Source organism: Amycolatopsis sp. lyj-108 (genome assembly GCF_046549005.1).
Classification (GTDB): domain Bacteria; phylum Actinomycetota; class Actinomycetes; order Mycobacteriales; family Pseudonocardiaceae; genus Amycolatopsis.
The window spans coordinates 169,872-185,804 of record NZ_JAJPWQ010000001.1; the positions used below are offsets into that span (position 1 = coordinate 169,872).

Below are 15,933 nucleotides of genomic sequence, written 5' to 3' on the forward strand. Positions count from 1 at the left end.
GACAGAAGGGCTTGAAACGCGAATACTATTCACTTACTGTTTCGGCACTCACAGACGAGAGTTAGGTGGGCGCATGACACGGTGGAGCAACTGGGCCGGCACCGCGACGGCGTCGTCGCTGCGCGTGCACCGGCCGCGCGACACGGACGCGATCGCCGAGGCGATCGGCCGGTCCGCCGCGGACGGACGGCGCCTGCGCCCGCTGGGCAGCGGTCACTCCTTCACGGCGATCGCCGCGGCGGATTCGGACGCCATGGATCTCACCGGCTGGACCGGCGTCGCGTCCGCTGACGTCGCGAAAGGCCTGGTCACGGTCCGTTCGGGCACCACGCTCAAGCAGCTCAACGCGGAACTCGACGCGCTGGGCCTGGCGATGACCAACCTCGGCGACATCGACGCGCAGACCGTCGCGGGCGCGATCTCCACCGGCACCCACGGCACCGGCGCCCGGCTCGGCGGCATCGCCACCCAGATCGCCGCGCTCGAACTCGTGCTCGCCGACGGCACCGTGGTCACCTGTTCGGCGGACGAGCGCCCCGATCTCTTCGCCGCCGCGAGAGTCGGCCTCGGCGCGCTCGGCGTCATCAGCACGGTCACGCTGCAGTGTGAACCGTCCTTCCTGCTCTCCGCCCAGGAGCGGCCGGAACCACTCGAACAGGTCCTCGAAGGCTTCGACCAGTTCGCCGACGAGAACGACCACTTCGAGTTCTACTGGTTCCCGTATGGCAAGAACGCCCTGGTCAAACGCAACAACCGGCTTCCGGCAGGCAGCGAACGCCGTCCGCTGACCAAGGTGAAGGAGTTCATCGACTACGAGGTGACGGAGAACGTCGCGTTCGGCGGGCTTTGCCGACTCGGCCGCGCGGTGCCGAAACTCGTCCAGCCGCTCGGCCGGTTCGCCTCGAACATCCTCTCCGCCCGCGAGTACAGCGACACTTCGCATCGCGTCTTCGTGACCCATCGCGGTGTGCGGTTCGTCGAGTCGGAGTTCGCGATCCCCCGCGAAGCACTGCACGACGTCTTCGCCGAACTCCGCGCTTTCGTCCCGAAGCTGGAGAATCCGGTCGCGTTCCCGGTCGAGGTGCGCGTCGCCGCCGCGGACGACATCTGGCTCTCGACCGCGAACGGCCGCGACTCCGCCTACATCGCGATCCACCAGTTCGTCGGCATGCCCTACCGCGAGTACTTCGCCGGATTCGCGTCGATCGTCGGCGAGGTCGGCGGCCGCCCGCACTGGGGCAAGATGCACGACCTCGACGCCGCGACGCTGCGCTCGCGGTACCCGCGGTTCGACGACTTCCTGCGGATCCGCAAGGAGGTGGACCCGGCCGGGGTCTTCACGAACACCTACCTCGACCGGGTCCTCGGCACCGCTTAGGCGGTTTCGAACAACGCGCTGACCGACTCGCCGTTGTGGATCCTCCGCATCGCCTCCGCCAGCGCGGGCGCGATCGAAAGGACCTGCAGCTTCGGGCTCTGCTCCTCCGGGGGGATCGGCACCGTGTTCGTGCAGACGACCTCCAGCACGTCGGGCTGGCTGCCGATCCGTTCGAGCGCGCCGCTGGAGAAGAGGCCGTGCGTGCAGGCGACGCGGATCGAGCGTGGCTTCAGTTCCCGGAGCTTGCCGAGCAGCTCGATCACCGTGCTGCCCTTGGCGATCTCGTCGTCGAGGACGATCACGTCGCGGCCGGTGACCTCGCCGATCACCGAGCTGATCTCGACCCTGTCGTCGGCGAAGCGCTGCTTCGCGCCGGCGGCGACCTGAACACCGAGCAGCCGGGCGAAATGCGCGGCCTCCTTGGCGTTGCCGAGATCCGGCGAGACCACGGTGGTCGCGGAGAGGTCGTACTGGCGGAAGTGCTTGGCCAGCTCCTGCAACGCGTGCAGGTGATCGACCGGGACGCTGAAGAAGCCGTGCACCTGCGGCGAATGCAGGGTCATCGCGAGGACGCGATCGGCGCCCGCGGTCGCCATCAGGTCGGCGACGAGACGGCCGCCGATCGAGATCCGCGGCGCGTCCTTCTTGTCCGATCGGGCGTACGAATAGTGCGGCATGACGACGGTGATCCGTTTCGCCGACGCGCCCCGCGCGGCGTCCAGCATCAGCAGCAGTTCGACGAGGTGTTCCTGCACCGGCCGCACCAGCGGCTGGATCAGGAAGACGTCGCGCTCGCGGCAGTTCGCTTCGAGCTGCACTTCGAGGCAGTCGTTGGCGAACCGCTGCACCTTCACCGGATGCAGCGGGATACCGAGATGAGCGCAGATCTCTTCGGCGAGCTCGGGATGTGCGCTGCCACTGAAGACCGCGATGTCCTCGCGCAAGGACTTACTCCGTTCAGTCAAAAGACGGATTACGTCCACACACTATGGTTTCACAAAGCGGAAAAGGCCTGAGAGATAGCAGTATCACCCGAGATCGCCTCGAGGACGCGTCCCGCCGTCGCCGGATTGTCGAGCAGCGCGACGAGGATCGCGGCGACGTCCTGCCGGGGAATGGGTCCGCGTCCGGTGGATTCGGCGATCAGGACCTTGCCGGTTCCCTCGTCGTTGGTGAGCTGCCCTGGTCGAAGGATCGTCCAGTCGAGATCGCGGGCGCGCAGATCGTCTTCGGCCGCTTTCTTGGCCTTGAGGTAGATCCGGAAATCGTCCGGTACGTCCGCGGTCTCCCATTTGTCGGCGCCCATGGAGCCGACCTGGATGTGCCGTCGCACGCCCGCGCGCTCGGAGGCCGCCGCGAAGAGTTCCGCGGCGGCTCTGTCCACAGTGTCCTTGCGAGCGGTGCCGCTCCCGGGGCCCGCCCCGGCGGAGAAGATGGCGGCGTCGGCGCCGTCGAGCGCCTTGGCGACGGCGTCCACATCGGACTTTTCCAGGTCGAGGACGACGGCTTCGGCGCCGACCGCTTCCAGGTCGGCGACGTGGTCGGGATTGCGTACGATCCCCACCGCTTGATCACCGCGCTCGGCCAGGAGTTTCTCCAGCTTCAGCGCGATCTGTCCGTGTCCACCCGCAATGACGACTCGCATACGCCCGACGGTAGCGCGTTCAGTCCACTTCGGCAGGGAGCTCGGTGCCGCGCAGCAGCTGGTCGTAGACGATCTCGTTGACCAGGCGCGAGACCGGGTCCTCGTCCAGGATCATGCGCTCGTTGTGCCCCTCGAGGTCGAGGTCGGTCACCGCGTTGGGGTCGGCGGAGACGATGCCGAGCCCGTAGGCGCGGGCACGCGGCAGGCAGTTGCCGACGTAGTCTTCCGTCAGTACGGCTGGCGATGGGAGAACCATCGCGGCCTCGCCGTAACGTGCGAACGGGACCGCGGAGGCCATCGCGGTGCGCCAGTGCCGGGCGACCGCGAGGACGCCGATGATCTCGGCGGCCGGCGCGGGTGCGGTCGCGGCCAGCTCTGGCCAAGTCCAGGTGTCGACGGTGGCGCGATCGACGACGGGATCCATGCCCATCGCGATGCGCTCCGCGTGCACGTCGGTGCGGAGCCGGGCGACCACGCAGATCTTGCGGCCGAGCACGGTGGTCTCCGGCAAGACGATGCCGTTCCAGCCGAGCAGGGCCGCCGCCTTGCGCGAAAGCTCCTCGACGCTCGCGGGCAGTTCGATCGGCGGCACCACCCGGCTCGGCAGTGACCGGCTGCGCTTCGCGCCACCGGCGACCGTCGAGCTCTCCATGTTCGGTGTAGCCGCCACGTTCCGCCTCCTTCGAACCTGGTTTCCCAAGGGCTCTTCATCCCGTGCCACCTCGGTGGAAGCGGCACATGAACTGTCTAACAGGGCAGGAAGGCGGCGGCGCCGGACAACGGGAGTGGCTGCGATCGGCGGCGCCTTGTCATCGGTGACCGGTCGGTAGGCGGTCATCGGACTTCAGTCCGACCGTGCCGCCAACCGAGTGAGGGCGAGGTAAGTGGTGTTACCCGGCGTCTCCGAACGGTCACCGGTATGCGATGACCGCTACCGAACACCGGCGTGGCAAGCGAAGCAGTCCGTTAGGCCATTCAGCCCAATGAATACTCATTCCACTGTGGACTTCGCAGGTGGATCAGGAGATCGTCGCGGTACGGAGGAGTTCTTCGACGCCCGGTGTCCGCCACTCGTCCAGCACCACGATTTGCCTGTCCGCAAGGAACCAGATCCGCTGCGTCACTTGCGCCTCGCCGCTTCCACCGGTCTGTCCACGAGGAACACACTGGATCGTCCACTCCTCGTGGATCGCCGTCGCCCCGCCCACCGGTGCGGTGGTGGATACCGTCCGCACGGCGTCACCCTCTTGGCGGAGGTCCTTGCGCCCGGCGGCGTTGCAGGCCCGGCCGCCCGCGCTGCGCCGGTAGAAGCCGCCCGGCCGGTACGGCGGCTGTTCGGCGGACTCCTGGGTGTTGTCGGTGAGGAGGACGTATTGGCAGTTGAAGTACTTCTTGGGATCCGGGCAGCCCGGGGCGACGATCACCTTCTCCAGCCCCTGCGAGACGGCGGTCCAGCCGTCGGGCAGGTGCAGGGTCAGCGCGCCGACCGGGACGTCGGTGAGTCCTTGCGCGGGCGGCGCGGCCGACGTCGCCTTCAGGGGTTTTCCGCCGGTCACGCCCGCGACGAGGTCCGGGTTCAGGAGATCGGCCAGTTTGTCGTAGGGCAGCGTGTAGTCCTGGACGCCGCAGGCGGTGGCGAAGCCGAGGGTGTTGAGGTCGACGGTGACCTCGACGGCCGCGGGGGTGAACGCGAGCCACACCTTCCGCTCGTCGGTGAGGTCGGCCGTCTTGAGGGGCTGGTACGGAAAGGTGCTGTTGGCCGGACCGCACTGTTCCTTGTCGGGCCAGAGCAATGCTTCGAGGGTCCGTAGTCCGTCGTCGGTGAACTTCCCGGGGGCGAACAGTTCGGCGGGGGTGAGCGCCTTGCCCTCTTTCAGGTCGATCGTCACCGCGTTCCGGCCGTTTCCCCAGGTCGAATGGGGTTTGTTCTCGAGGTCGTGCGTGTAGCGCACCGAGAGGTACCGCTCGTTCTGCGAGCGCACCTCGGCCTTGGTGAGGAGCTTGTACGGGCCGCGTTCCGGCTCCAGCTTGGCGGCGCCCGGGCCGGTTTTGCGGTTCCACTCGTCGATCGGCGCGGTCAGTGCGTCGTTGACGCGCTTCAGCCAGGCTTGATCGGGCGAACCCGTCACCTCGGGGTGGTCCCCGCTGTACGAGAGATTCGTGCCGGGAACGGTTCCGGTTCGGGTCTTCATGGCGACCTTGAGCGCGACGGCCTGTTGAGTGGTCGGCGACGGCGGCGGGGTGCTCGGGTCGGCGAAGACGACGACCGAGCCGACCACGGCGGCCGCCGCCGCGGCGACCCCGACGGCGATCTTCAGTCCGGCCGCGATCCCGCCGGTCGACGCGGCGACCGCGCCCGTTCCGGCGGCGGCGACCCCGGGAGCGGCCGCGGTGCCGGCGCCGAGCAGGACCAACGGCGTCGCGGCGGCGAGCACGCCTGTCGCCTTCGCCAGCCGTGACCAGCCTTTGCGCTCCCATTCGTCGCCGTAGCCGGCACGGGCGACGCGTTCCAGTTCGCTGACGAACACGAGCGCGTCGACCGGCCGTTTCGATGGGTCCTTCGCCATCCCCAGCGCGACGAGTTCGTGCACCGGCTCGGGGGCCTCGCCGAACGGGATGGGCGCGTGTTCGTGCAGCGTGCGGAGTACTTCGGTCTGTTCGGCCTCATACGGCCGGTGCCCGGCGACACACTGGAAGAACACGCAGGTCGCGGCGTAGACGTCGGTCGCGGGCGTGGCCTGGCCGCCTGCCCACTGCTCGGGCGCCATGTACGCGGGCGTGCCGACGGACGGGCCGCGTTCACCCGCCAGGACGGCGGTGCCGAAGTCGACCAGCTTGCTCTCGCCGGTGTCGGCGACGAGGACGTTGGCCGGTTTGTAGTCCCGGTGGACGACGTTCACGGAGTGCGCCGCGGCCAGTCCGAGCAGCGAGCCTTTCAGTACCGCGAGGGCGGCTTCGGGTTCGAGAGCGCCTTCGGCCTGGAGCACCGCGCGCAGCGAGACCCCGTTGATCGCCTCCATCACGATCGCCGCGCCCTGCGGCGTCTCGAAGAACTCGTGGAGACGGACGACGTGCGGGCTCGACACCCGGTGCAGCGCCAGCGCTTCCTGCCGGAACGCGGCCAGGTACGCCGGGTCCGCGGCGAAGCGGGAGAAGAGGTACTTGATCGCGACGACGTGGCCGGTGTTGTCCTGGCGCGCGAGCACCACGCGGCCGAAGGTGCCCGTGCCCAGCTGCTCCAGCTCGGTGAAGCCGGGCAGTCTCCACGCGTCGGTCAGTTCCATCGGGCCTCTTCCAGAATCTTGTCGAGACCTGGAGTGTTCCACTCGTCGACGATCACGAGCTGCGTTTTCGGCAGGAACCAGACCCGCTGGGTGACGGTGCCGCCGCCGGTGCACGTGAGCAGCCACTCCTCGTACGCGGCCTTCTTCGTCCCGACCGGGCGAAGCTCCTTCTTCTGCAGTACCGGTGATCCCTGAGTCTCATCGGGTGCCCCGAGGGAATGACACGGCCGCGGGCCATAGGACCGGTTGTACGGCTTGCCCGGTTCATACGCCGGAACGGCCGCCTCGACCCGCGAGTTGTCGCTGAACAGGACGCCCGCGCAGTGGAACGGCTGCATGCCGCTGTTCGAGCACTGGTCGGCGGTCACCAGGTAGCGCTCGATGGGAGCGCTGGAGAGCAGCCACCATTTCTCCGGCGTGGTGATGGTGAAGGCGCCGACGTTGTCTTCTTTGGTCCGCTTGCCCTGCGTGCCGCCGCCGGTGAGGCCGAGCAGGTCCAGCACCGTGGGGCTCACGAGGTCGAGCAGGCGGGGGTAGCCGACGGTGACCTCGGTCGGATCGCAGACGCGCGGGTAGCCGAGCGCGGTGCCGTAGACGTAGAACCGCATTCCGTCGGCGGTCGGCGCCGCCTGCACGATGGAGTCATAGTCGAAGGTGTAGCGCTCCGACATCGACGTCGCCGGGAGGTGCTCGGTCGAGTTCCGCGAACCCGCGAGGCAGTCGCCCGGCTTCACGGATTCGAGGAGCCGGTCTTCGAGCATCCGCATCCGCGCGGCGGTGCCGTCGACGTTGTCGAAGAGATGCGCGGTGGAGATCTGCTCGCCCTTCGTCAGGTCGATGACGATCGGGCGGACGCTGAACCCGCCGTGGTTGCCGAACTGGACGGAGTCGATCGAGCGTTTGTATACGACCGAGAGCAGCTTGTCGTCCTGGCGCAGCACTTCGGCTTCGGTCTTCATATGCGGGATGTCGCCGTCGGGCTCCAGTTGTGCCTGGTAGCTGTCGGGCCAGAAGTTCTCGAGCCAGCCGTCGATCGGCGCCATCAGCGCCTTGTTGATCCGCTCCTCGGCGGCCTTGTCCTTCAACCCGCTGATCCGGACGTACTTGCCGTTGTAGTCGAAGCCGTCGAACTTCTCGGTGCGGGTGAGGAGGTCGACCTGCATCGCGGCGACGGTGGTCGTCTGTGGCGGCGCGTCGTCACCGTCGGCGTTGACCACCACGACCGTGCCGACGGCGGCCGCGGTGACGGCGGCGACCGCGGCGGTCACCTTGAGCCCGAGCGCGATCCCGCCGCCGGTGGTCGCCGCGACCCCGCCCGCCGCGCCGCCCGCGATGACCGGCGCGGCGGCGGTCCCGGCGCCGAGCAGGGCCAGCGGCGACAGGGCGACCAGGACACCGGCGCCCTTGGCGAGCCAGTGCCAGCCGTTGCGCTCCCAGTCTTCGCCGTACGCCTTCCTGGCCGACGACTCCAGTTCGGTGACGAACTCGGCCGCGCCGGACGGCCGCTGGGCGACGTCCTTCGCCATGCCGCGCGCGATGAGGTCGCGGACCGGTTCGGGGACCTCACCGAACGGGATCGGGGCGTACTCGTGCAGCGTGCGTAGCACTTCGGTCTGTTCGGCCTGATAGGGCCGGTGCCCGGCGACGCACTGGAAGAAAACGCAGGTCGCGGCGTAGACGTCGGTCGCGGGGGTGGCGATGCCGCCGGACCACTGCTCGGGCGCCATGTACGCGGGCGTGCCCGCGGCGACACCGGTCTGCCCGGCGAGCACGGCGATGCCGAAGTCGACGAGTTTGCTCTGCCCATCGGGGGTGACCAGGACGTTCGCCGGTTTGTAGTCGCGGTGGACGGTGCCGGCGGCGTGCGCGCCGGCGAGGCCGAGCAGCGAACCCTTGAGGATGGCCAGCGCGGCTTCGGGTTCGAGCTTCTCCTGGCGGCCGAGGATCTCTTTCAGGGAGATTCCGTGAACGGCTTCCATGATGATGGCGGCCCCTTGCGGGGTCTCCACGAACTGGTGCAGACGGGCGATGTGGGGCCCCGAAACACGGCTCAGGATCTGCGCCTCGTGGCGGAATTCGGCCAGCCGCTGCGGGTCGGCCGCGAACCGCGCGTACAGGTATTTAATGGCCACGACCTGGGCGGATTCATCATGACGGGCCAGCACGACCCGTCCGAATCCGCCTTCGCCCAGCGACCCCAGCTCGGTGAAACCCGGCAAGGCCCAGTCGTCCACAGAGTCCTCCGCGATTCCCGATCGTGTTCCCTTGGAGGTGAGCTGCGCCGCAGCGGTTCCCCACCTTCCGGGTTTAGGGTTACCCGTCGGTCACTTAGCCCGTTGCGATGGAGGAACGATGCGTTCGCCGAAGGATTTCTTCGCCCCGCTCGCGGTGGGGGCGCCGGAACCGCTCCGCCAGATCCCCGTGCCTCCTTCGCGGATGATCCACTTCTTCGACCCCGGCAACGAGAAGATGGCCGCCAAGGTCCCGGATCTTGCCAAGAAGGTCGACGTCCTGCTCGGCAACCTCGAGGACGCCGTACGCGCCGACCGCAAGGAGGCCGCGCGGAACGGGCTCGTCTCCATCGCGAAGTCGACCGACTTCGGCAAGACGCAGCTGTGGACCCGCGTCAACAGCCTCGACTCGCCGTGGGTGCTCGACGACCTGATCACGCTGGTCACCGAGATCGGCGACAAACTCGACGTGATCATGGTGCCGAAGGTCGAAGGCGCGCAGGACATCCACTACGTCGACCGGCTGCTCGCGCAGCTCGAAGCGCGGGCCGGGCTCACGAAACCGCTGCTGGTGCACGCGATCCTCGAGACCGCCAGCGGCGTCGCGAACGTCGAAGAGATCGCCGGCGCGAGCCCCCGGATGCAGGGCATCTCGCTCGGCCCGGCCGACCTCGCCGCGAGCCGCCGGATGAAGACCACCCGGGTGGGTGGCGGACACCCCGGTTACCTGGTGCGCACGGACCCGACCGGCGAAGACCTGAACGAGGGACGCACGACGTACCAGCAGGATCTTTGGCACTACACCGTCGCGCGGATGGTCGACGCCTGCGCGGCGAACGGGATCCTGCCGTACTACGGGCCGTTCGGCGATATCCGCGACGTCGTCGCCTGTGAAGACCAGTTCCGCAACGCGTTCCTGCTCGGCTGTGTGGGCGCCTGGAGCCTGCACCCGGTGCAGATCGACATCGCGAAGAAGGTGTTCTCCCCTTCGCCCGAGGACGTCGCCTGGGCACGGCGCGTGATCGCCGCGATGGGTGACGGCACCGGTGCGGTGATGATCGACGGGAAGATGCAGGACGACGCCTCGGTGAAGCAGTGCCGGGTGGTCGCCGAACTCGCGGACGCCCTCGCCGCCGACGATCCTGAACTCGCCGCCGCCTACGAGGCGGCCACGAAGGAGGCTTCCGAATGAACCCTCGACGTTCCGTCCTCTACATGCCCGGCGCGAACGAAAGAGCGCTCGAAAAGGCCAAGACGCTGGACGCGGACGGGCTCATCCTCGACCTCGAAGACGCCGTCGCACCCGACGCGAAGGAAGCCGCACGTGAACGCGTGTGCGCCGCCGCTTCGTCGAAGGAGTACGGCTCGCGCGAGGTGACCATCCGCGTCAACGGCCTCGACACCGAATGGCACGACGCCGACCTCCGCGCCGCCGCGCAGGCTGGCCCGGACGCGATCGTGGTGCCGAAGGTGAACTCCGCCGCCGAAGTGCACAACATCGAGCGCGCGCTGGAACTCGGCGGCGCACCCGACCACACGAAGATCTGGGCGATGGTCGAAACCCCGGTCGCGATGCTGCACGCCGAGGAGATCGCCGCGGCGTCCGACCGGCTGACCGTGCTGGTCATGGGCACGAACGACCTGGCGAAGGAACTGCACGCCGAGTTCGTCCCCGGCCGCGCGCCGCTGCTCGGCGGGCTTTCGCTCGCGCTGCTGGCCGCGCGGGCGACCGGCAAGGCGATCCTCGACGGCGTCTACAACGACGTGAAGGACCTCGAAGGCTTCGAGGCGGAATGCCTGCAAGGGCGGCAGTTCGGCTTCGACGGCAAGACGCTGATCCACCCGGCGCAGCTGGAGCCGTGCAACCGGATCTTCGCGCCGTCCGATGAGGAGATCGCGCGGTCACGCAAGATCATCGCGGCGTTCGAGGAGGCCAAGGCGGCCGGGCAGGGCGTCGTGACCGTGGACGGGCGGATGATCGAGAACCTGCACGTGGACAACGCGCGGCGGATCCTGGCGCTGGCCGAGGCGATCAGCGGCAGGAGCTGAAGGACGCCATACCCGCATGAGACGCGGTGAAGGGCGCTTTACCCGCGTCGCATGCGGGGAAAGCGCCCTTCAGCTCACGCTAGACTGGTCGACGATAGCCCCGGATGGCCCCTGACCTGCTGGTCATCTGGGCATCGAAGGTCTCCGAGCCCAGTGCCCGCACTTCGCCACGTGGCTGAGCGAACTCGACTCCCGAGGTTGACGCAATTCGGCACCTGGTTGCGATGCTTGCGCGCGCAAGGATCGCAACCAGGTGCCGAATTGCGGGACGGGGGTCAGGGCCAGGGGCGCGGAGTGGGGCGAAGGGTTTCGTAGGCGGCAGCGGCGCGGAGGACGTCGAGGTCGGCGAAGCGGCGGCCGCTGATCTGGAGGCCGATGGGCTGGTCGTCGCTGGTGTAGCCGCAGTTGATCGAGACCGCGGGCTGGCCGGACATGTTGTACGGCACGGTGAACGCGATGTGCTCGAACGGGCGACGCGGGTCGTTGGTCGGCGAGGGCCAGTCGGCGGGCGGGGCCGAGACCGGGCAGGTCGGGGACAGGACGACGTCGAAGCGTTCGGTCGCGCGCAGGGTCGCGACGGCGATGGCGTCGATCTGCGCGAAGCCTCGGTAGGTGTCGACGCCGCTGACGTCGGCGCCGCCGGCGGCCCAGTCGGCGATGTACGGCAGGACCTTCGCGCGGCGGTCTTCGGGCAGGGCCGACATGTCCGACCAGGCTCGGACGCGCCAGAAGGTGTCGAGGCCGTCGAGCATTTCGCGGCGAAGGAACGGCGAAACCGGCTCGACGACGGCGCCCGCGGCCTCGAAGACACGTGCGGCTTCGGTGACGGCGGCGATCGTCTCCGGCAGCACCGGAAGCCCGACACCAGGATCGAGGTGCAGCCCGATCCGCAGACCTCTGACCGCGCAAGACAGCGACGACCAGTCCACAGAGGACGCAGGCAGCGAAAGGTGATCGCGACCGTCCACACCGGACAGAACGCTCATCAGCAGCGCGGTGTCGGCCACGGTCCGCGTCATCGGCCCGGCGACGCGGCCGAGGAACGGTGGATCCACCGGCACCCGGCCGAAGCTCGGCTTCAGCCCGACCAGGCCGCACCAGCCGGCGGGCAGCCGGATCGAGCCGCCGATATCGGTGCCGACGTGCAGCGGGCCGTAGCCCGCGGCGGCCGCCGAACCGGCACCGGCGCTGGAGCCGCCGGGCGTGCGCGTGGTGTCCCAGGGATTCCGCGACGCGGTGTGGAAACTCGACAGCCCGGACGTCAGCATCCCGTAGTCCGGCATGGTCGTCTTGCCCAGCAGGACCCCGCCGGACTCGCGCACGCGAGCGCCCGCCGGGGCGTCTTCGGGCGCGGGTTCCAGTGACGTGGCGGCCGTGCCGAGCGGGACCGGAGTGCCGCGGGTCGCGATGTTCTCCTTGAGCGTCAACGGAACGCCGTCGATCGGACCGAGCGGTTCCCCGGCGTGCCAGCGGCTTTCGGACGCCTTCGCGTCTTCACGCGCGCCGCTCGGGTCGTACGCGTAGAGCGCGTGCAGCTCGGGTTCGCGCGCCTCGACGCGGGCGAGGACCGCTTCGGTGACTTCGACCGGCGACAACGTCCCGGCACGGTACTGCGCGACCAGTTCGACGGCGGTCAGATCAGGCAACTCCGGCACGGACAGGCTCCTTTACGTCGCGGGCGGTTCGAAGCGGCCGTCGACCGCGGTCCAGCCGCCGTCCACCGCCAGCACGGAGCCGGTCACGAACGACGACGCCTCCGAGGCCAGGTAGACGACGGCGCCCGCGAGTTCGTCCGGACGTGCCCAACGGCCGAGCGCGCCCTTGGTCGCGTACGCGTCGTACCAGGCCGGATTCGCTTTGATCTGGGCTGTCAGCGGCGTCTCGACGACGCCGGGCGCGATCGCGTTGACCCGCACCCCGGCCGGGCCGAACTCCGCCGCGGCCGTGCGGAACAGCTGCACCAGCCCGGCTTTCGTCGCCGCGTACGGCCCTTGCCCCGGCTCGACGGTGGTGCCACGGATCGAGGAGAACCCGATGATGCTCCCCCGCCCGCGTTCGACCATCCCGGCGCCGAACGCGCGGACGACCTCGAAGGTCGCGCCGAGGTTCAGCGCGATCACCCGGTCGAATTCCTCGCGCGAGTACTCCAGCAGCCGTTTGCGCACGTTGGTCGCTGCGGTCAGCACGACGACGTCGATCTCGCCGAGTTCCACCGCCGCCCGCGCGGCCGCACCGTCGGAGAGCAGGTCGATCTCGTACGCCTCGCCCACGCCGGTTTCCTTGGCGGCGGCGACATCGCGGTCGGCGACGATCACCTCGGCGCCGTGCGCGGCCAAGGCCTTGGCGGCTTCGCGGCCGATCCCGCTGCCACCGCCGAGTACGACCGCTCGCTTTCCGTCGAGCCGGAACAGGTTTTCGTAGCTCACGGGCGCAGCACCGCCATCCTCGTCACGGTCAGTTCTTCGACCGCGAACCGCGGCCCTTCCCGCCCGATGCCGGAGTCCTTCACGCCGCCGTACGGCATGGTGTCGGACCGGAAACCGGGCACCTCGTTGACCACCACGCCACCGACTTCGAGCTCGTCGAGCGCGCGGAACGCAGTCTTCAAGGACGTGCTGAACACCGAGGCGTGCAGGCCGTACCGCGACGCGTTGACCGCGTCGAACGCTTCGTCCACAGAGGACACGGTGCGGACGCAGACCACCGGGCCGAAGATCTCCTCGTCCCAGCATTCGAGGCCGTCGGGCACGTCGAGCAGCACGGCCGGACGCAGCACGGTGCCGTCCACGCCGCCTCCGACCAGCCGCGCACCGGCCGAAGTCGCTTTGTCGACCCATTCCTGAACGCGCCTGGTCGACCCCGGGTCGATCAGCGCCGAGACCCGCGTCTTCTCGTCTCGGGGGTCACCGATGACGACCTCATCGAGCCGCGCGAGCACCCGTTCGGTGAACTCCTGGGCAACGGCTTCGACGACCAGAACGCGTTGCACCGAGATGCACGCTTGGCCGGACGCGTAGAACCCGCCGCGCAGCACGGCGTCCACGGCCGCGTCGAGATCGGCGTCTTCGGCGACCACCAGGGCGGCGTTGGACCCCAGCTCCAGCAACGTCTTCGTGGGTGCGGCGTCGCGGGCGATCCGGTGCCCGACCAGTGCGGATCCGGTGAACGACACCGCGCCGGCCCGCCGGTCGGTGACCAGCGCCGAGCCGACGGCCGCGTCCCCGGTGACCAGCTGGACCATCGCGGGCAGCTCGGTCAGCGAGCGCACCAGATGCACGAGCCACAACGTCGCCAGCGGGGTCTGCGGCGCGGGTTTCACCACGACCGGGCAGCCCGCGGCGATGGCGGGCGCGATCTTGTGCGACGCCAGGAGCAGCGGATAGTTGAACCCGGCGATGCCGACCACGACGCCGATCGGCTTGCGTTTCCAGAACCCGACCAGCCCGTCACCGGACGGCAGCAGGTCGAGCGGCACGGTCTCGCCGTGCAACCGCGAGACCTCTTCGGCGGCGGCCTGCCAGGTGACGATCGTGCGCGCGACCTCGACCCGGCAGTCGACCAACGGCTTTCCGGTTTCGAGGACCAGAAGCTGCTCGAATTCGGAGCGCCGGGCTTCCAGAGCAGCGGCGACGTCGTTCAGGAGCGAACGCCGGGTGCGCGACGGCAGGGCCGCGACCTGCTTGAACACCGCGACGGCCTCGTCGATCGCGCGCGTGGCCAGCTCCGGCGTCCCGACCGACGCCCGGCCGATCTCACTCCCGTCGTACGGGAAGTCCACCGACACAGTGTCCACAGTGGACACCCAGCCGTCACCGATCGGCAGTCCCTCGGGATACTCAGCCATCGTCCCCTCCCCTCAACCGCGCCAGTTCGGCCCGCAGATTCGGCGCGGCCGCCAGCAGCTCCCTGGTGTACTCGTGTTCCGGCGCGTCGTAGACCTGGTCGACGTCGCCGATCTCGACGATCTCGCCGCGCCGCATCACCGCGACCCGGTCGCAGACGTGCCGCACCACGCCGAGGTCGTGCGAAACGAAGATCAGCGTCAGCGAGTACAGCTCGACCAGCGACGCGAGCAGGTCGAGGATCTGCTTTCGCACCGAGACGTCGAGCGCGCTCACCGGTTCGTCCGCGATGAGGACGCTCGGGTTCGGCGCGAGCGCCCGCGCGATCGAGATGCGTTGCCGTTGCCCGCCGGAGAACTGGTGCGGATAGCGGCCGGCGGCGTCTTCGGGCAGGCCGACCGCCTTCAGCAGCTCCGAAACCCGCGCGGGGTCCCGGCGGCCCAACGGCTCGGAGATGATGTCGCGCACCCGCATCCGCGGATCGAGCGAACCCATCGGATCCTGGAAGACGATCTGGAGTTCCGACCGCAGGAAGCCGAGTTTGCGTTCGGGCAGGGTGTCGATTCGCTTTCCCTGGAACGAGACGCTGCCCGCCGTCGGCTTGTCGAGCGCGGCCAGCAGTCTGACCAAAGTGGACTTTCCCGAACCCGACTCGCCGACGATGCCGAACCGCTGACCAGCCTCGACGTCGAACGAGACGCCGCGCAGGGCATGCACATCGCGCCGTGTGTAGCGACGTTCGAGGCCGCGCACTTCGAGCATCATCGGCTCGCCTCCAGATCCGAAGCGGCCAGAAGTTTCTTCGTGTAGTCGTGCTGGGGCGCGGTCAGCACGTCGCGGGTGGTGCCGGCTTCGACGATCTCGCCGTCCAGCATCACGAGCACCCGCTCGCAGACCGACGCCACGACGGCGAGGTCGTGCGTGATGAACAGCAGCGCGCTTTCCCGTTCCCGGACGCCGGCGAGGATCAGCTCCAGGATCTGCGCCTGCACGGTGACGTCGAGCGCCGTCGTCGGCTCGTCGCAGATCAGCAGCTTCGGATCGTTGGCCAGCGCGATCGCGAGGACGACGCGTTGCCGCTGCCCGCCGGACAGTTGATGCGGATACGCGCGAGCGACACCGGGCAACCCGACGGAATCCAGCAAAGCCTCGGGATCCTTCCCGCCGTTTCGATGGATGCGCATCGGTTCGGCCACCTGCGCGCCGACCCGCATGGCCGGGTTCAGCGCGGTCATCGGTTCCTGGAACACCATCGACATCTCGTTGCCGCGCAGCCGCGACAGGTCCTTCTCCGGCGCGCCCAGCAGTTCGCGGCCGTCGAGCTTCACCGATCCGGACGCGGCGAGTTCTTCGGGCAGCAGCCCCATGATCGACAGTGCTGTCAACGACTTCCCGGAACCCGACTCGCCGATCAGCCCGACCCGCTCACCGCGCGCGATGCCGAACGAGACTCCGCGAACCAGGCCGGAGATGCCGAGACCATGTACCTGCAGTGTCATAGCGG

Annotated in this window: 13 protein-coding genes; 3 read left to right on the plus strand and 10 right to left on the minus strand. The window is 69.0% G+C overall.

All coding sequences use genetic code 11. The features are described from left to right. The first annotated feature begins 73 nt into the window (after positions 1-73). A complete protein-coding gene (locus tag ACLJO0_RS00840) occupies positions 74-1,378 on the plus strand; it encodes a D-arabinono-1,4-lactone oxidase (RefSeq protein WP_410576147.1) in 1,305 nt (434 codons plus the stop codon). On the opposite strand, the gene ACLJO0_RS00845 is transcribed toward ACLJO0_RS00840, so the two are convergent. The 5 genes from ACLJO0_RS00845 to ACLJO0_RS00865 form a co-directional block, all read right to left on the minus strand. After that, positions 1,375-2,322 (minus strand): ribose-phosphate diphosphokinase, encoded by a 948-nt coding sequence (locus ACLJO0_RS00845; RefSeq protein ID WP_410576148.1) that lies wholly within the window; start codon positions 2,320-2,322, stop codon positions 1,375-1,377. The genes ACLJO0_RS00840 and ACLJO0_RS00845 overlap by 4 nt on opposite strands. Positions 2,323-2,372: 50 nt before the next feature. After that, positions 2,373-3,023, minus strand: coding sequence for an SDR family oxidoreductase (locus ACLJO0_RS00850; RefSeq protein WP_410576149.1), 651 nt, complete (start codon positions 3,021-3,023; stop codon positions 2,373-2,375). 19 nt (positions 3,024-3,042) lie between these two features. Then, positions 3,043-3,693, minus strand: coding sequence for a hypothetical protein (locus ACLJO0_RS00855; RefSeq protein ID WP_410576150.1), 651 nt, complete (start codon positions 3,691-3,693; stop codon positions 3,043-3,045). 349 nt (positions 3,694-4,042) lie between these two features. Further along, positions 4,043-6,307 carry a serine/threonine-protein kinase gene (locus ACLJO0_RS00860; protein ID WP_410576151.1) on the minus strand — a complete coding sequence of 755 codons (2,265 nt, stop codon included), beginning with the start codon at positions 6,305-6,307 and terminating at the stop codon, positions 4,043-4,045. Continuing rightward, entirely contained in the window at positions 6,298-8,541 is a 2,244-nt protein-coding gene (locus ACLJO0_RS00865; protein ID WP_410576152.1) for a protein kinase domain-containing protein, read from the minus strand. The genes ACLJO0_RS00860 and ACLJO0_RS00865 overlap by 10 nt, the downstream gene beginning before the upstream one ends. A gap of 118 nt (positions 8,542-8,659) precedes the next feature. On the opposite strand from ACLJO0_RS00865, the gene ACLJO0_RS00870 reads away from it, so the two are divergent. Both ACLJO0_RS00870 and ACLJO0_RS00875 read left to right on the plus strand, forming a co-directional pair. Further along, positions 8,660-9,730 carry an HpcH/HpaI aldolase/citrate lyase family protein gene (locus ACLJO0_RS00870; RefSeq protein WP_410576153.1) on the plus strand — a complete coding sequence of 357 codons (1,071 nt, stop codon included), beginning with the start codon at positions 8,660-8,662 and terminating at the stop codon, positions 9,728-9,730. Then, positions 9,727-10,587: an HpcH/HpaI aldolase/citrate lyase family protein gene (locus ACLJO0_RS00875; RefSeq protein WP_410576154.1), complete on the plus strand. Its 861-nt coding sequence runs from the start codon at positions 9,727-9,729 to the stop codon at positions 10,585-10,587. The genes ACLJO0_RS00870 and ACLJO0_RS00875 overlap by 4 nt, the downstream gene beginning before the upstream one ends. A gap of 275 nt (positions 10,588-10,862) precedes the next feature. Here the strand turns inward: ACLJO0_RS00875 and ACLJO0_RS00880 are convergent, their stop codons facing one another. The 5 genes from ACLJO0_RS00880 to ACLJO0_RS00900 are packed head-to-tail and all read right to left on the minus strand — an operon-like array spanning position 10,863 to position 15,928. Continuing rightward, positions 10,863-12,242: an amidase gene (locus ACLJO0_RS00880; protein ID WP_410576155.1), complete on the minus strand. Its 1,380-nt coding sequence runs from the start codon at positions 12,240-12,242 to the stop codon at positions 10,863-10,865. 12 nt (positions 12,243-12,254) lie between these two features. After that, positions 12,255-13,013 (minus strand): SDR family NAD(P)-dependent oxidoreductase, encoded by a 759-nt coding sequence (locus ACLJO0_RS00885; protein ID WP_410576156.1) that lies wholly within the window; start codon positions 13,011-13,013, stop codon positions 12,255-12,257. Beyond that, a complete protein-coding gene (locus ACLJO0_RS00890; RefSeq protein WP_410576157.1) occupies positions 13,010-14,431 on the minus strand; it encodes an aldehyde dehydrogenase family protein in 1,422 nt (473 codons plus the stop codon). The genes ACLJO0_RS00885 and ACLJO0_RS00890 overlap by 4 nt, the downstream gene beginning before the upstream one ends. Beyond that, the gene (locus tag ACLJO0_RS00895) at positions 14,424-15,194 is read right to left on the minus strand and encodes an ABC transporter ATP-binding protein (RefSeq protein ID WP_410576158.1); all 771 of its coding nucleotides are present in this window, start codon (positions 15,192-15,194) and stop codon (positions 14,424-14,426) included. Before ACLJO0_RS00895 ends, ACLJO0_RS00890 begins: the two co-directional genes overlap by 8 nt. Continuing rightward, a complete protein-coding gene (locus ACLJO0_RS00900; RefSeq protein ID WP_410576159.1) occupies positions 15,191-15,928 on the minus strand; it encodes an ATP-binding cassette domain-containing protein in 738 nt (245 codons plus the stop codon). Before ACLJO0_RS00900 ends, ACLJO0_RS00895 begins: the two co-directional genes overlap by 4 nt. Positions 15,929-15,933: the final 5 nt, after the last annotated feature.

Coding starts and splice junctions, on each gene's coding strand:
- ACLJO0_RS00840 (WP_410576147.1), top strand. CDS start 74: ATGACACGGTGGAGCAACTGGGCCGGCACCGCGACGGCGTCGTCGCTG.
- ACLJO0_RS00895 (WP_410576158.1), bottom strand. CDS start 15,194: ATGATGCTCGAAGTGCGCGGCCTCGAACGTCGCTACACACGGCGCGAT.
- ACLJO0_RS00875 (WP_410576154.1), top strand. CDS start 9,727: ATGAACCCTCGACGTTCCGTCCTCTACATGCCCGGCGCGAACGAAAGA.
- ACLJO0_RS00900 (WP_410576159.1), bottom strand. CDS start 15,928: ATGACACTGCAGGTACATGGTCTCGGCATCTCCGGCCTGGTTCGCGGA.
- ACLJO0_RS00890 (WP_410576157.1), bottom strand. CDS start 14,431: ATGGCTGAGTATCCCGAGGGACTGCCGATCGGTGACGGCTGGGTGTCC.
- ACLJO0_RS00860 (WP_410576151.1), bottom strand. CDS start 6,307: ATGGAACTGACCGACGCGTGGAGACTGCCCGGCTTCACCGAGCTGGAG.
- ACLJO0_RS00850 (WP_410576149.1), bottom strand. CDS start 3,023: ATGCGAGTCGTCATTGCGGGTGGACACGGACAGATCGCGCTGAAGCTG.
- ACLJO0_RS00870 (WP_410576153.1), top strand. CDS start 8,660: ATGCGTTCGCCGAAGGATTTCTTCGCCCCGCTCGCGGTGGGGGCGCCG.